Genomic DNA, 15,959 nt, shown 5'->3' with positions numbered 1-15,959 from the left:
GAGACGCCTCCTTCAACCGCGCAGCGACCGGAACGCCGCGCGCAGCTCCGCGCTGAACAGCGCCGGCTGCTCCCAGGCGGCGAAGTGCCCGCCCTTGTCGACCTCGTTGAAATAGATGAGGTTGTGGTACGCCGCCTCGACCCATTGGCGCGGCGCCCGGTAGATCTCGCCAGGGAACACCGTCACCGCGGCCGGGATCGAGATGTCGACCGCGTTGAAGTTGTTGGCGTTGTTCTCCCAGTAGAGCTGCGCGCCCGAGGTGGCGGTCTTGGTCACCCAATAGAGCGTGATGTCGTCGAGCATCTCGTCGCGCGTGAGCGACTTCTCGGCGTCGCCGCCGCTGTGGGTCCACTCGGTGAACTTGTCGTAGAAGAAGGCGGCCAGGCCCGCGGGCGAATCCTCGAGCGCATAGCCCAGGGTCTGCGGCCGCGTCACCATCAGCGCGGCATAGCCGCCGCCCTTTTTGTAGAGAAAGTTCAGCGCATCGAAGGCCGCCTTCTCCTTGTCGTCGAGGCCGGCGGGCGCGGGGTCGCCGTTGTTGAGTGCCCGCGCCACCTGCGGCGGCACGCTGGCCGGCATGTTGACGTGGATGCCGAGCAGGCCCGGCAGCTTCTGGCGCGCCATGCTGTCCGAGATGACCGAGCCCCAGTCGCCGCCCTGCGACACGTAGCGCGGGTAGCCCAGCCGCTTCATCAGCACGTCCCAGGCGCGGCCGATGCGGTCGGGGCCCCAGCCGGTGCTGCGCGGCTTGGCCGAGAAGCCGTAGCCGGGCATCGAGGGCAGCACGAGGTGGAAGGCATCCTCCGCGCGGCCGCCATGGGCGGTGGGGTTGACGAGCGGGTCGATGGTCTTGAGCAGCTCCATCACCGAGCCGGGCCAGCCATGGGTCATGACCAGTGGCAGCGCATCGGGATGGCGCGACTTCACGTGGATGAAGTGGATGTCGAGGCCGTCGATCTCGGTGATGAACTGCGGCAGGGCATTGAGCCGCGCCTCGGCCTTGCGCCAGTCGTAGCCGCTGCCCCAGTACCGCACCAGCGGCTGCAGCTTCTCGAGACGCACGCCCTGCGACAGGTCGCTCACGGTCTCGCGGTCGGGCCAGCGCGTGGCCTTCACGCGGCGGCGCAGGTCGGCCAGCACGGCCTCGGGCACGTGGACGCGGAACGGGCGCACGGCCGTGTCGCCCGTGGGCGCGCGCGGCTTCGGCGGATAGGCCGCGGCCGCTTGCGCATCGGCCTCGGGACTGCCGGCCGCCTGTGCGAGCTCGGTGCCCGAGAGCAGGCTGAAGCCCGCGGCGCCGGCCACGGCGGAGGTGGCGAAGAAGCCGCGGCGGGTGGCCCGGCTCGCGGTCTTGTCGGTGGTCTTGTGCATGGGATGTTCCTCTGGATTGGATGAAGTCGCGTGGCCCCTGTCCCGGGGCCGGAGCGCATTCTTCGAGCGCCATGCCGCCACGCCGCGGATCGCGTATGCCCGTGTATCCGCGCGAAAAATCCACACACTACGTTGCACGCGCGGCCCAATACACGACTGGCGCGCGGGCACACCGCGTCTTCGCTAGAGTGGGCGCACACGGGGCCCACGCCCCCTTTTTTCTTTTCTCGACAGGAGCGACGGATGACTTTGGCAATGAGCTGGCAGGCATGGAGCGAACAGGACGGCGTGGGGCTCGCCGCGCTGGTGCGCAGCGGGCAGGTCACGCCGGCCGAGCTCGCGGCCCAGGCCAGCGCCGCCATCGCGCTCACCAACCCCGCGCTGAGCGCGGTGGTCGAGGTCTTCGACGACGTGGTGGCCGATCCGCTGGCCGACGGCATGAACCCCGCGGGCGCGTTCGCGGGCGTGCCCTACCTGATGAAGGACCTGGGCCCGACCATGAAGGGCCGGCTGCAGGAGATGGGCTCGCTGCTGATGAAGGGCCAGCGCGCGGCCGCCGACACCCACCTGACGCAGCAGATCCGCAAGGCCGGGCTCAACATCATCGGGCGCACCACCACGCCCGAGTTCGGCGTCTGCAGTTCGGCCGAGAACCCGGCCGTCTACGTCACGCGCAATCCCTGGAACCTCGACTACACGACCTGCGGCTCCTCGGCCGGCACGGGCGCGGCGGTGGCGGCCGGCGTGCTGCCGCTGTCGCACGCCACCGACGGCGGCGGCTCGATCCGCATTCCCGCGGGCGTGAACGGCAACATCGGCCTCAAGCCCTCGCGCGGCGTGTTCTCGATCGCACCGGCGCTGTCGGACCTCACGGGCCTGGTGTCGATCCAGGGCTGCCACAGCCGCACGGTGCGCGACACCGCGGCCTTCGTCGACCACTGCCGCGGCGGCGCGCCCGGCGAGTTCATGCCCTACTGGAAGGCCGACGAGCCCTACACGCAGCTGATCGAGCGCGACCCGAAGCCGCTGCGCATCGCGATGTCGCACGAGTGGGGCGACTTCCGCGCCACGCCGCACATCGTGGCCGAGCTCGAGCGCGTGGGGCGCTTCCTCGAGGGCCTGGGCCACCACGTCGAATGGGCGTTGCCCGCGGTCGACATCCGCGCCGCCTTCGCGGCCCAGACCACCTGCTACATCAGCAACTTCGCGCAGACCATCGAGGGCTTCCTCGCGCGTTTCGGCCTCGAGCAGCCGCCGGCCGACCTGATCGAGCCGATCAACATCAAGATCTGGGAGGCTGGGCGCGACATCTCCTATGCCGAGCGCTTCAGGATGCAGACGGTGTTCAACACCACCGCGCGCGGCTTCGGCGCCTTCTTCGAGGAGTGGGACCTCATCCTCACCCCGATCACCGCGCTGCCCACGCCGCGCGTGGGCACCACCGAATACCTCACGCTCAGCGACAACCCCTCGGTGCTCGACTGGTTCGACAACCTCTGGCAGAACTTCGCCTACACGCCGCTGGCCAACCTGTGCGGCATTCCGGGCATCTCGCTGCCGCTGGCCTTCAACGAACATGGCCTGCCGCTTGGCATGCAGCTGCAGGCAAAGCAGGCCGACGACGGCCTGCTGCTGCAGCTCAGCGCGCAGATCGAGCGCGCGATCGGCGGCCGCTGGAACGATGGCCGCCGGCCCGGCGTGCACGTGACCACGGCTGCCTAGATAACGCGATCAGTGCCGGCAGCCCGGCACGCCGCAGGCACCGTCGTTCCACGACGAGCCGAGGATCATTCCGCAGAAGTTGAGCCGCTTGTACGTGGGGTCCTTGAGCGCCAGCACGTCGGCCTTGACGTTGCCGAAGGTGGTCTCGGGCTTGAAGCGCGTGCCCTTGGCGAAGGCATCGATGATGCCCTCCTTGAAGTCGGCCTCGCGCGGATGCGCGCGCACCACCGCTTCGCGCTGCTCGGTCGGAAAGGCGTCGTAGGCCAGGCCCAGCACGTCCATCTCCACGCCCGCGGTGACCAGCGCCACCACCGGCTTCTTGTGCTGCGGAATGCCCGGCGTGGTGTGCAGCGCGATCGCATCCCACACCTGCTCGACCTCGGGCTCGGCGATGCCGTGGCGCACGAGGAAATCGCGCGCGGCATTGGCGCCGTCGACCTCGAAGCGCTCGGTCCTGCTGCTGTAGGGCGCCACCAGGCCCATGTCGTGGAACATCGCGCCGATGTAGAGCAGCTCGGCGTCGCAGGCCAGGCCGCAGCGCTCGCCGGTCAGTGCGCCGAACAGGAACACGCGCCGCGAGTGGTTGAACAGCAGCGCGGTCTCGGTGTCGCGCACCAGCTCGGTGGCCTCGCGCGCCATCTGGCTGTCGGGGATGCGGATGCCGGCTATGGATTCGTTCATGGGTTCTCCGGGAATCGGGGTTGGCGAAAGTGCGAACCCAGTGTCCGGCGCGCCGACGCCCCGTGCGCGCGGCCGAGGGGGCAGGGACTGCCAGATCGGGTGCGCTTCCTGCCAAAAGCATGGGGCAGGTCCCGAAGAGGGGGCCGCGCCGCGGGCACATCCGACACCCGCCCCACCTTCGCCATCTGTCTATCGAAAGCGATGCCGAGTCATTCGACACCCAACAAAGTAACCATTCAAATAAATTTGAATAGGTTACTTGAAAGGCATAATTGGTGGAGCGAAGAGACCGTACAGCGGTCCGGACCGGGAGCACTGGAGCGGGAGTCGAACGAAGGAGCACAAGATGAATGATCGCGGTATGACCGCCGTGCTGGTCCATGGCGCCTGGGCCGACGGATACAGCTGGGCAAGGGTGATTGCGGGCCTGGAGCAGGCGGGCATCGAGGCCGTCGCGGCCCCGCTGCCGCTGACGAGCCTTGCCGACGACGTGGCCGCGTTGAAGCGCAGCCTCGCACGCATCGAAGGGCCGTTGATCCTGGTCGGGCATGCCTATGCGGGCGCGGTGATCGCGCAGATCACCGAGCAGCGCGTGGCGGGCCTGGTGTACGTGGCGGCGCTTGCGCCCGACGAAGGGGAAACGGTGCTGGAGGTCTTCGGACGCGCCGAGCCGCACGAGAAAGCGCCACGGCTGGCGCCCGATGGCGATGGATGGATCTGGCTTCCCGACGAAGCCTTTGCCGACGCATTCGCACAGAACGCCTCGCGCGAAGACCAACGCGTATTGGCGGCCGTGCAGCGGCCGATCTCCGTGTCATGCATCACGGTGCCCGTCGGGCCGCCGCTGTGGAAGACCCGGCCCGCGTGGTACCTCGTGGCGCAGGACGATCGGATGATCGCGGCCTCGACACAGCGCTTCATGGCGCAGCGGATGCAGGCGGTCGAACGCTCGATCTCGGCCGATCACGCGCCGAGCGTTTCGGCGCCGGGCGAGGTCATCGGATTCATCGCCGACGCGGCCCGCGCGTTCGGCAGCGAAGCGGCGCGCCACTGAGCGCGTGGACCGACGCGGCGGGCATGCCGCCGCGGCCCGATGTCCGCGGTGGCCGGCCGCACCGGCTCGGGGATATCGGGCTGCCCCGATCAGATCGACTTGATCTCGCCGCCGTCCATGCGCAGCACCGTGCCGGTCATCCAGCGTGCTGCCGGCGACACGGCGAAGGCGATCAGATCCGCGATCTCCTCCGGCTCGCCGAAACGCGCGATGCCCGAACTCGCGAGAACCGCGGCCTTGGCAGCGTCCAGGTCGAGATGGCGCGCGCTCGCGAGCTTCTCGATCATTCCCATGCGCCGGCCCGTCATGACCGCGCCCGGCGAAACGCTGTTCACTTGAACGCCATCGGCAATGCCACGATCGGCGAAAGCCTTTGCCAGCGCCTCGATCGCCGCGTTGATCGTGCCCACGGCGGCAGACGCCGCCTTCGGCGCTTCCGCGGCAGTGCCCGAGATGAAGACGACGGCGCCTTTCGACGACTTCAGCGCCTCCCACGCGCGCAAGGTGAGCCTGCGGGCGCCATGGAATTTCAGTGCCAGGCCGCTGTCCCATTGCGCGTCGGTCATCTCGAACAGGTCCAGTCCCGGGACCGCGCCGGCCACGTTCACCAGCGCATCGATTCTTCCGAACTGCGAGAGGGTCCGCGCCACGACCGTCTCGGCGGCCTGGGGATCGCCAAGATCGCCTTCGACGACGAGCGCCTGCGCGCCCAGTGCGCGCACCTGCGCCGCCACCTGCTCCAGTTGTTCCCCGCTGCGCGCGGCGAGCACGACGCACGAGAAGTTCCTGGCGAGCCGCAGGGCCGTGGCCTTGCCGATCCCCGAGCTCGCGCCCGTCACTATCACGACTGATTCCGACATTGGATGATTCCGGTTGTTGATAAAAACTTCGACCTGGGTGCCGCCGCGGCGACGCCGCCAGACGGCCCCGAATCAGACGGCCTTGACCTCGCCGCCGTCCATGCGGATGGCCGTGCCGGTCAGCCAGCGCGCCGCCGGCGACACGAGGAAGGCCATCAGCTCGGCGATCTCCCGCGGCTCTCCGTAGCGGGCGATCCCCGCCTCCTTCGGGAAGCTCTCGAGCGCCTCGTCGAAGCTCATGCCGTGCGCTGGCGCCCAGTGCGCGAGGTACGAACGACGGCGCTCGGTCATGACGGGCCCGGGCAGCACGCTGTTGACGCGCACGCCGTCGCGGATCCCGAGGTCGGCGAATGCCTTGGCCAGCGCGACGATCGCGGCGTTCACCGTTCCCACGGCCGCATAGGAAGCCTTCGGGAACAGCGCCGAGTTCCCGGAGGTCATCACCACCGCCCCGTTCGTCGCGCAAAGATGTTTCCACGCATGCACCGTCAGCCTGCGCGCGCCGTGCAGCTTCAGGCCGAGGCCCGCGTCCCATTGCGCGTCGGTCATCTCCAGCAGGTCCACCTGCGGCACCGCACCCGCGATGTTGACCACTGCATCGATCCGGCCGAATTCGCCGATCGTGCGCTCGACGACTTCGGCGGCAGCGGACGGCTCGCCCAGGTCCGCGACGATGACCAGGCTGGGCGCCCCCGCGGCCTCGACCCGTTGTGCCGTCTCCTTCAACTTCTCTTCGCTCCGGGCGACGAGCACCAGCCGGCCGAAATCACTGGCCAGGCGGATGGCGGTCTCGCGCCCGATCCCCTGGCTGGCGCCCGACACGATGGCCACTGTGTTCTTCATGCGTTCCTCGCGTTCCTTGGATGGCTCCCTCCTCGCTTTGGGAGCTCCCGCGCCGGCCCGGCGCTCGATGGCCAACCACCGTTCGAAACCCGATGCCTGTCATCTTTTCGGCGCCGAGATTAGAGCCTTCCGAATAACCTGTCAAACTATATTGACTAGGTTATCTAGAATCCACTCTGCGCGCTGCCCGCGGTGCCGCGCCGGAACCGTGGCGGGGGAAAATGCCAGGAACTTCGCTGTACCGGCATCCACCGATGTGCGCATTGCGACTGCAAGGAGCTCCGATCCCATGACCCATCGATACCCAATGAAATGCTCGATCGCGTGCGCCCACGCGCAACCGCGCCGAGGACTTCGCTGCCCGCGACCAGGAGATCGCGAATGAGCGAGGTCCGGCCCCCGCCGATGTTCCTGGCGGATTCGCCCGCACTCGACTTCCTGAATTCGGTGGCCGTCCCGACCGACACGCAGGTGGAGTGGCTCGGCTCGGGCGAGGACCTGTTGAACTGGCTGCGAGAGGCCGGCATGGTCGATCCGCAAGTGCTGCGAGAACTGGGCGAGGCGGCCGGTCCGGGCGAGCTGGATGCGGTGGCCGCGCAGGCGCGCGCATTGCGCGAGTGGTTCAGGGCCTTCGTCCAGCAGCACCAGGGCGCGCGGCTCACGCGCAAATCCTTCAAGGAGCTGGAGGCGCTGAACCGGCTGCTGGCGCGCGACGAGGCGTTCGAGCAGGTCGAGATCCGCGACAAGGCGTCGGCCTCTGGGGACGAGCCCTCCGAGCTGGTATGGGTGCGCCGCCGTCGCTGGCGCTCCGCCGATTCGCTGCTGCTGCCGATCGCCCAATCCATGGCCGAGCTCTTGGCGACCGCCGACCTCACCCACGTGAAGGCATGCGAGGGTCCGGCCTGCACGTTGATGTTTCTCGACACGACGCGTGGACGCATTCGCCGCTGGTGCAGCATGGCCGTCTGCGGCAATCGCGCCAAGCAGGCGGCGCATCGTTCGAAGCTGAGTTCGGAAAAGCGCTAGCGGCCTGCCCCAGTCATTCTTCCCTGCCAGCGCGCATCGACGTCCACCGCCAGGCCCAAAAAACGCAAGCCCGCTTGCGTTCTTGCAAACTGACAGAAGGGCCTCGCGAACCTAATCTCCGTCCGCCACTTCAGCCCCTGCGACGCAGGGACCAGGCGATTCAGCCATATCCACAGGACGGAGACCCCATGAGCCCATCAACGCTCGAGACCATTCGACAGATCTTCGTGTTCGAGAGGAACACGCTCGCCGAGGGCGGCCGCGCCGCCGCCGCGCCTTCGCGCCACGTGGTCGCCGCCGCGATCTTCAAGAACCCCTGCGCCGGACGCGGCGCCGCGACCGACGCCGAACTGGCCGACCTCGCGCAGCGCTCGGTCGAGATCGGCACGCTGCTGACCGAACGCGCGCTCTCGCACTTCGCGGGCGAGGAGAAGCCCCGCGCCTACGGCAAGGCCGCGCTGGTGGGCACGGCCGGCGAGTCGGAACACGGCGCGGCGCTGATCCATCCGCGCCTGGGCCTGGCCATGCGCACCGGCCTGGGCGCGGGCCCCGCGCTGATTCCGGGCAATGCCAAGGTGTCGACGGCCGGCGGCTCGGTCGACCTGCTGTTCGGCGGCGCCGACGACGCCTGGGACTACGACGCCATGGACGGCATCACCCTCGCGATTCCGGGCGCGCCCGGCCCCGACGAGCTCGTGCTGTTCGTCGGCTTCGGCACCGTGCGCATCAATGCGCGCGTGAAGGGCGCCAGCGCCGAGCAGGTCGCCAAGGTGGTGGCCGACATCCGGGCACGCCGCCAGGCCTGAAGCGCCCACCGCCGGCCACGCCACGTGGCCGGCCAGGGAGGAGCCCCACCGGGCGGCCTCCTCCCTTCAGAACCACAAGACAGGAGACAAGCATGGACATCCCCGCAACCCTGACGGGTGCGACGCATCGCGCGGAAGGCAGGAAGGTCATCGTGGCCTCTTCCGTGGGCGCCGTCATCGAGTACTACGACTTCTTCCTCTACGGCTCGCTCGCGACCATCATCGCGAAGCAGTTCTTCTCGGCGCTCGACCCCTCGGCCGCCTTCATCTTCGCGCTGCTCGCCTTCGCGGCGGGCTTCATCGTGCGGCCGCTCGGCGCCGTGCTGTTCGGGCGCCTGGGCGACATGATCGGGCGCAAGTACACCTTCATGATCACGCTGCTGCTGATCGGCATCTCGACCTTCTCGGTCGGCTTCCTGCCCAACTACGCCACCATCGGCGTGGCCGCGCCGATCATCCTGATCGTGCTGCGGCTGTGCCAGGGCCTGGCACTCGGCGGCGAGTACGGCGGTGCCGCCACCTACGTGGCCGAGCATTCGCCGCCGCACAAGCGCGGGGCCAGCACCGCATGGATCCAGACCACCGCGACGCTGGGCTTTCTGCTGTCGCTGGTCGTCATCCTCGGCGTGCGCAGCACCATGTCGCCCGAGCAGTTCGATGCGTGGGGCTGGCGCATCCCCTTCATCATCTCGCTGGGCCTGCTCGTGCTCTCGGTCTACATCCGGGTCTCGATGAAGGAGTCGCCGGTGTTCCTCAAGCTCAAGGCCGGCAACGGCATCAGCAAGGCGCCGGTGCGCGAGGCCTTCGGCGAATGGAAGAACCTGCGCATCGTGCTGATCTGCCTGTTCGGCCTGTGCGCCGGGCAGTCGATCGTCTGGTACACCTCGCAGTTCTACGCGCTGTTCTTCCTCACGCAGATCCTCAAGGTGGATCCGATCTACGCGAACACGCTGTTCGCCACCTCGCTGGTGCTGAGCATGCCGCTGTTCATCTTCTTCGGCGCGCTGTCGGACCGCATCGGCCGCAAGTGGCTGATCATGATCGGCATCCTGGTGGCTGCCCTGTCCTACGGTCCTCTGTTCAAGGCACTCACGCACTACGCGAATCCGGCGCTGGAACGGGCCCAGCAGAGCGCCTCGATCGTGCTGACGGCCGACCCGCGCGAATGCTCGTTCCAGGGCAACCCGATCGCGCGCGACGTCGACTTCCGGACCTCCTGCGACATCGCCAAGCGCGTGCTGGCGCAAAGCGCGGCCAGCTACGAGGTCAAGGACGCGGCCGCCGGCGAGCTGGCGACCGTGACCGTCGGCGACCGGGCCATCGCCTCGGTGCAGGGACGGCTGGTCGCGAACGGCAATGCCTTCGAACCCGCCAGCAAGGCCGAGATCGACGGCTTCCGCGCGCGGATCGGCGCCGCGCTCCAGGGCGCGGGCTATCCCACGACGGCCGACCGCGCGGGCATCGACTCGCCGATGGTGGTGCTGATCCTGCTGGTCTTCATGGGCTTCGTGGCCATCACCTACGGGCCGCTCGCGGCGCTGCTGGTGGAGATGTTCCCCGCGCGCATCCGCTACACCTCGATGTCGCTGCCCTATCACATCGGCGCCGGCTGGTTCGGCGGATTGCTGCCGACCATCTCGTTCGCGCTCGTGGCCGAGCACGGGAACATCTACGCCGGCCTCGCCTATCCGGTCGCGGGTGCGCTCATGACCTTCGTGATCGGCGCGATCTGGCTGCGCGACACCAAGGAGACCCGGGCCGCGGCCTGAACCGCAAGCTTGCACCGATGGCGCCCGGGCCCCCGCTGGACTAATGTCTTCGCTCCCTCGTTCAGCCTTCAACGCCATGGCCACCAAGCACCTGCCCCTGGATCAACTCGGATGGGACCACCTGCGCGCATTGCTCGAAGTCGCGCGCGGCGGTGCGCTCGCGCCCGCCGCGCGCAAGCTCGGCGTCGACCAGTCGACCATCAGCCGCCGCCTCGCGCAGGTGGAGTACAGCTCGGGCGGCACGCTGTTCCGGCGCGACCGCAAGGGCATCGTCCTGACCCCGTTCGGGCGGGAAGTGTTCACGAGGGTGGAGAAGATGGAAACGGCCTTGCACGAAATCCAGGGACTGACCGCCGACCGCTTCGGGCAGAACGCCGGCACCGTCTCCATCGCAACGATGGAGGGCGTGGGCGCGATGCTGATCTCGCGCGCGGTCAGGAAGCTGCACGAACGCTTCGCGGCGATCGAGATCCAGCTCGCCACCACCTCGAACTACGTGGACATCGCGCGCCGCGAGTCCGACATCTTCGTGAGCTTCTTCGAGCCCCCGCCGAAGTCGCTGCACACGCAGAAGGTGGCCGACGTGCATTTCCATCTCTATGCCAGCGCCTCCTATCTGGCGGGCCGCGAGATCGCGCGGCCCGAGGATCTGGCGCAGGACTTCTTCATCGGCTACATCGACGACCCGATCTACCTGCCCTCGGCGCGCTGGCTCGAGGAGTTCGTCGATGCGCCGCGCATCGGCTTCCGCGCGACCAGCATGTTCTCGCAGCTGTTCGCGGCGCAGGAGGGCCTGGGCGTGGTGCTGCTGCCTTCGTACGCCGAGGCCGAGTCCTTCGGGCTGATCCGGTTGCTGCCCGATCGCTCCGCGCGCGTGCCACTGTTCATCAGCGTGCAGTACGACCTGCAGTACTTGCCCCATATCCGGGCCGTCTTCGACCTGCTCGCGCAACTCATGGCCGAGAAGCTCGCGGCGCAGCAGCCGGCGGCTTCGGCCTGACACCTATCGCTTTCTTCCATCCACCCTTTGCTCATTCAATCTCATGAACAAGAAAATCCTCGGCATCGTTTCCTATCCCATCACGGCCTTCGACGAGCGCAGCGGCGCCGTCGACATCGAGACCAGCCGCCGCGTGGTCGAGCGGCTGGTGCTCTCGGGCTCGCATGCCATCGCACCGCTCGGCAGCACCGGCGAAAGCGCCTACCTGTCCGACGAGGAGTGGGATGCCGTGGCCGAGGCGTCGATCGCGCAGGTCGCGAAGCGCCTGCCGGTGATCGTCGGCATCTCGGACCTCACGACCCGCAACGCGGTGCGCAAGGCCAGGTTCGCCGAAGCGGCTGGCGCCGACGCGGTCATGGTGCTGCCCGTGTCCTACTGGAAGCTCGGCGAGGCCGAGATCTTCCGCCACTACCAGAGCATCGCCGACGCGATCGGCCTGCCGGTCATGCTCTACAACAACCCCGCGACCAGCGGCGTCGACATGCAGCCCGAGCTGATCGTGCGGATCGTGCGGGACATCGCGAACGTCACCATGGTCAAGGAGAGCACGGGCGATATCCAGCGCATGCACCGGATCCGGCAACTGTCGAACGGCGAGATCCCGTTCTTCAACGGCAGCAATCCGCTCGCGCTCGAGGCTTTCGCCGCCGGTGCCGTGGGCTGGTGCACGGCGGCGCCCAACATCATTCCGAGCTGGCCCGTCGCGCTCCACGACGCCTGCCTGTCGGGCGACATGGAGGCGGCGCGCACGATCTTCTACGGGCAGCTCGAGGTGCTGCAGTTCATCCTCAAGGGCGGGCTGCCGACGACCGTGAAGGCGGGGCTGCGGCTACGGGGGGTCGAGGCGGGGGTGCCGCGGCTGCCGCTGCACGGGCTGGACGAGGCATCGACCGGGCAGCTGCAGCGGCTGCTCAGGGAGCTGGATTCGCGGTCGGTGGTCTGAGATCGGTTGCTCGGCTCCCTGCTCGCGTGGGCAGCTGGCTCATCGACGATGCGCTCCGGGACTTGCGCCAGAATGCGCTCCATGCAACTGAGCCCGAACGTCCTGGCCGAGATCGGCTACCTGGTTCGCCGCAGCGACCTCGGCCGCGACCGGATCGCCGAGATCGTCTGCGAGGAAATGCACGAACCCGGAACCATTGATCCGGAACTCGTCGACACCGAAGTGGCGCGGGCTTTCGCGAGCCTGCGCGAGGAAAAGAAGTCGTGGCCCGCGCGCACCGACTGCGACAAGCTCGACGCGGTGTTCGAGGCACTGAAAACCCAGGGCATCGTCACGCGCCAGATCGCGGGCTACACGCAAAGCGATGGCTACTCGGACGTGATGGAAGACGCACGACGGCGCCCCGCAACGGATCCCGCGATCGGCTATTGCTTCTTTCACGAGCAGGACCTGGAGCGTGCCGTGCAAGGACTGGGCTTGTTCCTGGCCTTCGGTCCGGTGGATCCGAAGCAGGAGGAAGCCGAGGGCGTTCGCGTCGGTGAGCTGATTGCCCAATCGCTGAGATCACAAGGGTTCGAAGTCCGTTGGGACGGGACCTTTGCCGAGCGAATTCTTCTACCGCAATTCGACTGGAAGAGGCGGTAGCCCCCGCGGCCTCTTGACGACGAACCCGCGCTCCGCGTCGCCATCGAACCCGAGCTTCTCGTAGAGCCGATGCGCTTCGGGCCTCAGGGCACCGGACAGCAGCACGACCTTGCAGCAGCCCCGTCGCCAAGCTTCGTCGAGCGCGAACTTCAGGCATGCCTCGCCCAACCCCTGGCGCCGGAATGCCGCGCCGGTGATCACATGCTCGATGAATCCGATCGGCCGCCCGCCGCTCGCGAGATTGGCAATCAACGCGAGCATGCAGGTGGCGCCGATCCGATCCTCGTGCTCGGCAACGACGATCAGCGACGGGTCCGTGTCGCAGACCTTCGCCCAGAGCGCCGCGGCTTCGGTGGCCGAAAGTGCCGGGTCATCGGGACGCAGCTCGCGGTATAGCGCGAGCACGGCATCCAGGTCTTCCGGGCGCGCCCGGCGAGCGTTCGTCTTCTTTTCCGATTCCATGCGCACCCTCCGGCAAGAGATCTCTCAGGCGTAAGCCACCCACCCCCTGAACGTGAACCCCACGTAGAAGAGCTGCACCCCACTGAACCCCGCCTCGCGCAGGATCGCCTCGTCCTGCGCCGGCGACAAAATCGCCAGCTCCTTCTGCACCTTCTCGCTCGTGGCTGCCGCCTGCTTCGGGTCGGAGCCCGATGACACGAGGAAGGCCGCGTAGCGTTTCATCCATATCTCGCGCTGGCCCTCGCCGTCCTCCACGCTGAGATGCGCGACCACGAAGGGCGCGCCCGGCTTCAGGCGGCGATGGATCTCTCGCGCCGTCGGCAGGCGCTGGTCGGGCGGCACGAAATGGAAGGTCAGCAGGCAGGTCGCGCCGTCGAAGGGGCCTTCGGGCGCGTCCTGCACATAGCCTTCGTGCAGGGCCACGCGCGACGTCAGCGGGCCGAGCCGCTGGGCCGCGAGATCGAGCATCGGCGCGCTCGGGTCGACACCGTGGATGCGCCATCCGGGGTGGGCGAGCGCGAGGTCCTCGAGCTCGAGGCCGCCACCGGCGCCGACCACCAGCACGCGGCCTTCGGCCGGCACGCGCTCGGCCAGCAGGATGCGCGTCATCGGCAGCAGGCCGCTGTGGCCGGGCACGTTGCGCTTCGGGCCCTCGGCGTACCTGGCGACCGCATCGGAACTGTTGAATGCACTGTGAGAGTTCATCCAACGATGATGGCATGGCGCCTGGGGGTGCGCTTCAGCAGGGGTTCAGCGACGCGAAGACCGCTTCATAGCGGCCATCGCGCTCGGCCCAGCGCCGCGCGTGGTCGCGCTCGAGCATCAGCTCGCCATGCGGATGATCGCCGCGCTCCAGCAGCCGCATCACCTCCGCCACGTAGGCGCCCACGGGCATGGCGCGCGGGTCCGAGGCCTGCGCGCTGCCCGTGAGTTCGGTCTGCACATAGGGCGGCGCGAGTTCGAGCACCTCGACCGGCACCGCGCGAAGCTGGTGGCGCAGCGACTGCAGCCACGAGTGCAGGAAGGCCTTGCTCGCGCAGTAGACCGGGAAGTCGGCGCGCGGCACGAAGGCCAGGGCCGAGCCGGTCGCGATGAAGCTCGCGTCGGGTTGGCCCTTCAATAGCGGCAGGAACGCGGCCGCGGTGCGCAGCACGCCGAGGATGTTGGTCTGCACCATCGCTTCGGCATCGGTGGCGCTCCAGGCATCGGCGCGCATGTCTTCCGCGCGCGAGATGCCGGCATTGGCGATCAGCACGTTGAGCTCGGGAAAGCGTTCGCGCACCTCCCGCGTGACGCCTGGCAGCGAGGCGGGATCGTCGAGGTCGAGCCGCAGGCCGAACAGGCCGGCTCGGCCGGCCGTGACCTCGTCGAGCAGGGCCTGGCGCCTGCCGGTGACGATGACGCGGTTGCCGCGCCGGTGCAAGGCCTCGGCGAGCGCGCGGCCGATGCCGCTGGTGCCGCCCGTCACGAGGATGGTGTTGCCGGTGGTTTTCATGATGGCTGTCTTTCGATGGGTTGAGGTCATGGAGAAAGCCATGGCAACCCTCGCAACGCTCTTCGCGAACGGGCGCGAAAAGACCCTGTGCCGGCCGCGCGATGCAATGCAGCGCAGGAAGGCGAACAGGACGAACGAAAGGAAGAGGGAGGGCATACCGTGGCGTCTTTGCATCGAGATCTCCCTGCTGGGAACCACTCGACAAAGGACGCGTTGGATGACGGTAACGCCTACGGCAGCGCGCCGCTAAGGCGACTGCGGGCCGGATTGTCTACGCGCCGGCGCGCCGCCGTCAACCCCCGGGCTGCGTCGCGAGCCGCGTGCTGCCGAAGTTCGCGCGGTACTGCTGCGGCGTGACGCCCAGGCGGCGCAGGAACACCGCGCGCATGCGATGCGCGTCGTGGAAGCCGCAGGCGAAGGCCACGGTCTTCATCGGCGCCTGGCCGTTCTCGAGCATCACGCGCGCCGCATCGAGCCGCGCGCTCTCGACGAATTCGGCCGGCGTGAGCTTCGCGTCGCGCGCGAAGGTGCGCGCGAAGCTGCGCTCGCTCATGTGCGCGACCCGCGCCAGCACCGCCACCGTGAGCTCGTCGCCCAGGTGCGCCATCACGTACTGCTGCACCTGAGCGACCGGCGAGGCCGGCTCGAGCTGCGGCGTGAGGAAGGGACTGAACTGCGACTGCCCGCCCGCGCGCTGCGTGAACACCACGAGCCGCCGGGCCACGTGCAGCGCCACCTCGTTGCCGTGGTGCTGCGCGAGCAGGTAGAGCGACAGGTCGATGCCGGCCGTGACGCCGGCCGAGGTGTAGAGCTTGCCGTCCTGGTTGAAGAGCCGGTTCGATTCGACGCGCGCGCTCGGGCACAGGCTGGCCAGCGCCGCCGCGTCGTTCCAGTGCGTGGTGACGGTGCGGCCATTGAGCAGGCCGGCACGCGCGAGGATGAAGGCGCCGCTGCAGATCGAACCGAAGCTCGCGGCCCGCGCGCTCGCGGCCTCGAGCCAGCGGTACAGCGCCGGATCGAAATGCTGCCGCACCAGCGCCGGGCCGCCGGCCACCAGCAGCAGGTCGAAGGCATCGTCGACCTCGGCATAGTGGCGATGCGCCTGCAGCGAGAGGCCGTTCGAGCATGGCATGGTGCCGTGCTCCACGCCGATGGTCTCGAGCCGGTAGTGGTCCTCGTCCGGCAGGAAGCGGTTGGCTTCCGAGAACACGTCCATCGGGCCGCTGACGTCGAGCGACTGGACGCCGGAGAAAACGAGCAGGGCGACGGTGCGGTGCATGGG

The 15,959-nt window shown here is 68.5% G+C and carries 16 protein-coding genes; 8 read left to right on the top strand and 8 right to left on the bottom strand.

Annotated elements, in window-relative coordinates:
- Window positions 1-12: 12 nt before the first annotated feature.
- On the bottom strand, window positions 13-1,371 hold the full coding sequence (locus tag AC07PU_RS00170; RefSeq protein WP_495314189.1) for an epoxide hydrolase family protein: 1,359 nt from the start codon (window positions 1,369-1,371) through the stop codon (window positions 13-15).
- A gap of 243 nt (window positions 1,372-1,614) precedes the next feature.
- Between AC07PU_RS00170 and AC07PU_RS00165 the strand changes: the two genes are divergently transcribed.
- Complete coding sequence (locus tag AC07PU_RS00165) at window positions 1,615-3,093, top strand: amidase (protein ID WP_495314187.1); 1,479 nt, start codon at window positions 1,615-1,617, stop codon at window positions 3,091-3,093.
- A 9-nt stretch (window positions 3,094-3,102) separates the two neighbouring features.
- On the opposite strand, the gene AC07PU_RS00160 is transcribed toward AC07PU_RS00165, so the two are convergent.
- A complete protein-coding gene (locus tag AC07PU_RS00160; protein WP_495314185.1) occupies window positions 3,103-3,774 on the bottom strand; it encodes an HD domain-containing protein in 672 nt (223 codons plus the stop codon).
- 346 nt (window positions 3,775-4,120) lie between these two features.
- Between AC07PU_RS00160 and AC07PU_RS00155 the strand changes: the two genes are divergently transcribed.
- On the top strand, window positions 4,121-4,828 hold the full coding sequence (locus tag AC07PU_RS00155) for an alpha/beta fold hydrolase (protein WP_495314183.1): 708 nt from the start codon (window positions 4,121-4,123) through the stop codon (window positions 4,826-4,828).
- An 89-nt stretch (window positions 4,829-4,917) separates the two neighbouring features.
- Here AC07PU_RS00155 and AC07PU_RS00150 read toward each other — a convergent pair whose 3' ends face one another.
- Together AC07PU_RS00150 and AC07PU_RS00145 are read right to left on the bottom strand one after the other, a co-directional pair.
- Window positions 4,918-5,688, bottom strand: a complete 771-nt coding sequence (locus AC07PU_RS00150; RefSeq protein ID WP_093346430.1) for an SDR family oxidoreductase — start codon at window positions 5,686-5,688, stop codon at window positions 4,918-4,920.
- A 72-nt stretch (window positions 5,689-5,760) separates the two neighbouring features.
- Window positions 5,761-6,531: an SDR family oxidoreductase gene (locus AC07PU_RS00145; protein WP_495314180.1), complete on the bottom strand. Its 771-nt coding sequence runs from the start codon at window positions 6,529-6,531 to the stop codon at window positions 5,761-5,763.
- Window positions 6,532-6,912: 381 nt separating this feature from the next.
- Between AC07PU_RS00145 and AC07PU_RS00140 the strand changes: the two genes are divergently transcribed.
- The 6 genes from AC07PU_RS00140 to AC07PU_RS00115 all read left to right on the top strand — a co-directional run bounded on the left by AC07PU_RS00140 (window position 6,913) and on the right by AC07PU_RS00115 (window position 12,720).
- Window positions 6,913-7,557, top strand: a complete 645-nt coding sequence (locus AC07PU_RS00140; protein WP_495314178.1) for a CGNR zinc finger domain-containing protein — start codon at window positions 6,913-6,915, stop codon at window positions 7,555-7,557.
- Between the two features lie 188 nt (window positions 7,558-7,745).
- Window positions 7,746-8,363 (top strand): amino acid synthesis family protein, encoded by a 618-nt coding sequence (locus AC07PU_RS00135; RefSeq protein WP_093346426.1) that lies wholly within the window; start codon window positions 7,746-7,748, stop codon window positions 8,361-8,363.
- A gap of 92 nt (window positions 8,364-8,455) precedes the next feature.
- Entirely contained in the window at window positions 8,456-10,132 is a 1,677-nt protein-coding gene (locus AC07PU_RS00130; RefSeq protein ID WP_431514602.1) for an MFS transporter, read from the top strand.
- A 76-nt stretch (window positions 10,133-10,208) separates the two neighbouring features.
- Complete coding sequence (locus tag AC07PU_RS00125; protein ID WP_296740905.1) at window positions 10,209-11,132, top strand: LysR family transcriptional regulator; 924 nt, start codon at window positions 10,209-10,211, stop codon at window positions 11,130-11,132.
- A gap of 43 nt (window positions 11,133-11,175) precedes the next feature.
- Window positions 11,176-12,075: a dihydrodipicolinate synthase family protein gene (locus tag AC07PU_RS00120; protein ID WP_495314174.1), complete on the top strand. Its 900-nt coding sequence runs from the start codon at window positions 11,176-11,178 to the stop codon at window positions 12,073-12,075.
- A gap of 81 nt (window positions 12,076-12,156) precedes the next feature.
- Window positions 12,157-12,720 carry a DUF6891 domain-containing protein gene (locus tag AC07PU_RS00115; protein WP_495314172.1) on the top strand — a complete coding sequence of 188 codons (564 nt, stop codon included), beginning with the start codon at window positions 12,157-12,159 and terminating at the stop codon, window positions 12,718-12,720.
- Here AC07PU_RS00115 and AC07PU_RS00110 read toward each other — a convergent pair.
- The 4 genes from AC07PU_RS00110 to AC07PU_RS00095 all read right to left on the bottom strand — a co-directional run bounded on the left by AC07PU_RS00110 (window position 12,691) and on the right by AC07PU_RS00095 (window position 15,956).
- The gene (locus AC07PU_RS00110; protein WP_495314170.1) at window positions 12,691-13,182 is read right to left on the bottom strand and encodes a GNAT family N-acetyltransferase; all 492 of its coding nucleotides are present in this window, start codon (window positions 13,180-13,182) and stop codon (window positions 12,691-12,693) included. The two genes, AC07PU_RS00115 and AC07PU_RS00110, sit on opposite strands and share 30 nt — an antisense overlap.
- A 24-nt stretch (window positions 13,183-13,206) precedes the next feature.
- Window positions 13,207-13,887: a class I SAM-dependent methyltransferase gene (locus AC07PU_RS00105; protein ID WP_495314168.1), complete on the bottom strand. Its 681-nt coding sequence runs from the start codon at window positions 13,885-13,887 to the stop codon at window positions 13,207-13,209.
- 34 nt (window positions 13,888-13,921) lie between these two features.
- Complete coding sequence (locus AC07PU_RS00100) at window positions 13,922-14,677, bottom strand: SDR family oxidoreductase (RefSeq protein WP_093346414.1); 756 nt, start codon at window positions 14,675-14,677, stop codon at window positions 13,922-13,924.
- 292 nt (window positions 14,678-14,969) lie between these two features.
- Window positions 14,970-15,956: a GlxA family transcriptional regulator gene (locus AC07PU_RS00095; protein ID WP_495314165.1), complete on the bottom strand. Its 987-nt coding sequence runs from the start codon at window positions 15,954-15,956 to the stop codon at window positions 14,970-14,972.
- Between the last annotated feature and the right edge of the window lie 3 nt (window positions 15,957-15,959).

The organism is Variovorax sp. GW821-FHT10D07 (assembly GCF_059415325.1).
The sequence above is the reverse complement of the archived record's forward strand: the minus strand, read 5'-3'. Positions and strand labels throughout refer to the sequence as shown.

Bases quoted from the DNA above. Each gene is read 5' to 3' on its own strand.
- AC07PU_RS00170 (WP_495314189.1), bottom strand. From the start codon at position 1,371: ATGCACAAGACCACCGACAAGACCGCGAGCCGGGCCACCCGCCGCGGC.
- AC07PU_RS00165 (WP_495314187.1), top strand. From the start codon at position 1,615: ATGACTTTGGCAATGAGCTGGCAGGCATGGAGCGAACAGGACGGCGTG.
- AC07PU_RS00160 (WP_495314185.1), bottom strand. From the start codon at position 3,774: ATGAACGAATCCATAGCCGGCATCCGCATCCCCGACAGCCAGATGGCG.
- AC07PU_RS00155 (WP_495314183.1), top strand. From the start codon at position 4,121: ATGAATGATCGCGGTATGACCGCCGTGCTGGTCCATGGCGCCTGGGCC.
- AC07PU_RS00150 (WP_093346430.1), bottom strand. From the start codon at position 5,688: ATGTCGGAATCAGTCGTGATAGTGACGGGCGCGAGCTCGGGGATCGGC.
- AC07PU_RS00145 (WP_495314180.1), bottom strand. From the start codon at position 6,531: ATGAAGAACACAGTGGCCATCGTGTCGGGCGCCAGCCAGGGGATCGGG.
- AC07PU_RS00140 (WP_495314178.1), top strand. From the start codon at position 6,913: ATGAGCGAGGTCCGGCCCCCGCCGATGTTCCTGGCGGATTCGCCCGCA.
- AC07PU_RS00135 (WP_093346426.1), top strand. From the start codon at position 7,746: ATGAGCCCATCAACGCTCGAGACCATTCGACAGATCTTCGTGTTCGAG.
- AC07PU_RS00130 (WP_431514602.1), top strand. From the start codon at position 8,456: ATGGACATCCCCGCAACCCTGACGGGTGCGACGCATCGCGCGGAAGGC.
- AC07PU_RS00125 (WP_296740905.1), top strand. From the start codon at position 10,209: ATGGCCACCAAGCACCTGCCCCTGGATCAACTCGGATGGGACCACCTG.
- AC07PU_RS00120 (WP_495314174.1), top strand. From the start codon at position 11,176: ATGAACAAGAAAATCCTCGGCATCGTTTCCTATCCCATCACGGCCTTC.
- AC07PU_RS00115 (WP_495314172.1), top strand. From the start codon at position 12,157: ATGCAACTGAGCCCGAACGTCCTGGCCGAGATCGGCTACCTGGTTCGC.
- AC07PU_RS00110 (WP_495314170.1), bottom strand. From the start codon at position 13,182: ATGGAATCGGAAAAGAAGACGAACGCTCGCCGGGCGCGCCCGGAAGAC.
- AC07PU_RS00105 (WP_495314168.1), bottom strand. From the start codon at position 13,887: ATGAACTCTCACAGTGCATTCAACAGTTCCGATGCGGTCGCCAGGTAC.
- AC07PU_RS00100 (WP_093346414.1), bottom strand. From the start codon at position 14,677: ATGAAAACCACCGGCAACACCATCCTCGTGACGGGCGGCACCAGCGGC.
- AC07PU_RS00095 (WP_495314165.1), bottom strand. From the start codon at position 15,956: ATGCACCGCACCGTCGCCCTGCTCGTTTTCTCCGGCGTCCAGTCGCTC.